Source organism: Pseudomonas sp. 2VD (assembly GCF_005503585.1).
GTDB lineage: Bacteria > Pseudomonadota > Gammaproteobacteria > Pseudomonadales > Pseudomonadaceae > Pseudomonas > Pseudomonas aeruginosa.
The window spans coordinates 1-3,102 of record NZ_SCND01000522.1 but is presented as its reverse complement, the minus strand read 5'-3'; the positions used below and the strand labels follow the sequence as shown (position 1 = coordinate 3,102).

Sequence of the window (3,102 nt, the reverse complement as noted above, 5' to 3'; positions counted from 1 at the left end):
GCGTATCGCCAGGAAATGGCCGAGCGCAGCGCCAGCGCCATCCGCCGCTGGCTGAGCCTGGCCGACCTGGGCCGCGCCGGCTTCGCCGACGAGCAGGGCGGCTGGCGGGCGTTGCGCCCGGCGGATATCGCCATCCTCGTCCGCGGTCGCGCCGAGGCCGAGGCGATCCGTAGCGCGTTGGCGGCGCGGCGTCTGGCCAGCGTCTACCTGTCCGACCGCGACTCGGTGTTCGACAGCCAGGAGGCCGCCGACCTGCTGCATTGGCTGCGCGCCTGCGCCGACCCCGGCGCCGATGCGCTGCTGCGGGTCGCCCTGGCTACCCGCAGCCTGCACCTGGACTGGGCGACCCTGGAGCGATTGAACCAGGACGAACTGTTCTGGGAACGGATGGTCCTGCGCTTCCGCGACTATCGCCGGTCCTGGCAGGCCCAGGGCGTATTGCCGATGCTGCGGCGCCTGCTCGCCGACTTCGAACTGCCGGCGCGCCTGCTGCGGCACGCCGATGGCGAGCGCAGCCTGACCAACCTGCTGCACCTGGCCGAGTGGCTGCAGCGCGCGGCGGTGGAGCTGGACGGCGAGCACGCGCTGATCCGCCATCTGGCCGAGCAGGTGCAGAGTCCGGGGAGCGAAGAGATCCTCCGCCTGGAAAGCGACGCCGACCTGATCAAGGTGGTGACCATCCACAAGTCCAAGGGGCTGGAATACCCCTTGGTGCTGCTGCCCTTCATCTGCAGCTGGAGGGAGCTGGACGGCAACAGCGGCGCGCCGGCGAGTTTCCACGAGGATGGCGCTGCAGGGCGGGTCATCGAGCTGGCGCGGCGCAAGGAGCAGGCTGCGCGGGCCTACGAGCAGGCCAACGACGAGCGCCTCGGCGAAGACATGCGCCTGCTCTACGTGGCCCTGACCCGCGCTCGCCATTCGGTGTGGCTGGGCATCGCGCCGCTGGTGGCGAGCAACAGTAAGTCGCCGGAGTTGCACAAGGGGGCCCTGGGCTACCTGCTTGCCGGCGGCGCGACCATCGGTAGCGATGGCCTAGGCCAATGCCTCGCCGCGCTGCGCGGCGAGTGCCGGGAGATCGTCGTCGAGCCGGCCCCCGAGGCGGACGCCGAACGCTATGTCGCAGGGCGCAGCCAGGGCCTTGGGCAGGCCCGCGAAACCCGCCGCAGCAGCCGCGAGAAGTGGTGGGTCGCCAGCTATTCCGGCCTGCAATTGCAGGCCTCCGCCGGGCTGGACGATGACGAGGCGTTGGAGAGCGACGAATCGCAGGAGCCGATCAGCGCCGAGGAAGCCACCTTCCACGAAGAAGGCCGTTCCGCCGAACAGCCGCCGGTCGCGCACGCCAGCGAGATGCGCGACGACCTGCATCGCTTCCCGCGCGGACCGGCTCCCGGCACCTTCCTCCACGGGCTGCTCGAATGGGCCGGCCGCGAAGGCTTCGATGTGGCGCGCGCCGATGCCCAGCGGCGCCGCGAACTGGTCGCGCGACGCTGCGACCTGCGGGGCTGGAAGGACTGGGCCGAACCGCTCGACCTGTGGCTGGAGCAGTATCTCGCCGAACCGCTGCGCTGGCCCGGTGGCGAAACCAGCCTGGCCGGGCTGGTCGCCTACCAGGTGGAAATGGAGTTCTGGTTCGCCACCCACCAGGTCCAGGCCGAGGCGATCGACGCCCTGGTCCGGCGCCATACCCTTGGCGGCGCGGCGCGTCCGACGCTGGCGCCGACCCTGCTGAACGGCATGTTCAAGGGCTTCGTCGACCTGGTCTTCGAGCACCAGGGGCGTTTCTACGTGGCCGACTACAAGTCCAACTGGCTGGGCGCCGACGATGGCGCCTACAGCCCGGAAGCGATGACCGCCGCGGTGCTGGAGAACCGTTATGACCTGCAGTACGTGTTGTACCTGCTGGCCCTGCACCGGCAGTTGAAGGCGCGCCTGCCCGACTACGACTACGACCGCCACATGGGCGGCGCCGTGTACCTGTTCCTCCGCGGCGCCCGCGCGGCGACCCAGGGCCTGCACTTCGAGCGCCCGCCGCGGGAACTGATCGAACGCCTGGACGCGCTGTTCAGCGGCCAGCCGGGAGCCGAGCGATGAATCCGACCCTCAAGCAACTGGCCGGCGAAGTCCGCGATGGCCGCGACGACCAGGTAGCGCAACCGCTGGCGGCACGCCACGACCTGCTGCGCCAGCTCGACCTGTGGGTGGCGCGTGGCTGGCTGCGGGCGCTGGACCGGGCGTTCGTCGCCTTCCTCGTCGAGTTGCAGCCGCAGGCCGATCCCCGGGTGCTGCTGGCGGCAGCGCTGACCAGCCACCAACTGGGCCACGGGCACGTCTGCCTGGACCTGGAGGCGACCCTCGGCGCGCCTGACGCGGCACTGTCGCTGCCGCCGGAAGGCGACGAAGGCCGCGATGTGCTGCTGCCGTCGCAACTGCTGCGTGGCGTGCGCCTCGACGCCTGGCGCGAGGCTCTGGCGGCGTCATCGCTGGTGGAGGTGGTCGACGAGCGCCCAGGCGATCCCGAGCCGAGCGAGACGGCGACCTCGCCGCTGGTGCTTTGCGCTCAGCGTCTCTACCTGCGTCGTTACTGGCGGCACGAGCTGGAGATCGCTCTGGCCCTGCGCGAGCGCCTGGGTCGGCAGGCGCCCCTGGCCGCAGACCTGGCGCCGCGCCTGGCCGCGCTGTTCGCGCAGGCGCCGACGGAAGACGGCCAGCGCGTCACCGACTGGCAGAAGCTGGCCTGTGCCCTGGCGGCCCGCGGCTATTTCAGCCTGATCACCGGCGGTCCCGGTACCGGCAAGACCACCACCGTGGTGCGCCTGCTCGGTCTGCTCCAGGCACCGGCGGTAGCCGCCGGCCAGCCGCTGCGCATCCGCCTCGCGGCACCCACCGGCAAGGCCGCGGCGCGTCTCTCCGAGTCCATCGGCCAGCAGGTCCGGGCCCTGCCGCTGGCGGAAGACGTGTTGCAGGCGATCCCCGCCGAGGTCACTACCCTGCACCGTCTGCTCGGCAGCCGTCCGGATACCCGGCACTTCCGCCACCACCGGGACAACCCTTTGGCGCTGGACGTGCTGGTGGTGGACGAGGCCTCGATGATCGACCTGGAAA

At 71.2% G+C, this 3,102-nt stretch carries 2 protein-coding genes; both read left to right on the top strand.

The features are described from left to right. A partial coding sequence (gene recB, locus FFS27_RS30995) for an exodeoxyribonuclease V subunit beta (RefSeq protein WP_137952462.1) occupies positions 1-2,091 on the top strand: 2,091 nt, incomplete at its 5' end. Next, positions 2,088-3,102: exodeoxyribonuclease V subunit alpha (gene recD / locus FFS27_RS30990; protein WP_137952461.1), on the top strand; the 1,015-nt coding region annotated here is incomplete at its 3' end. The genes recB and recD, both read left to right, overlap by 4 nt.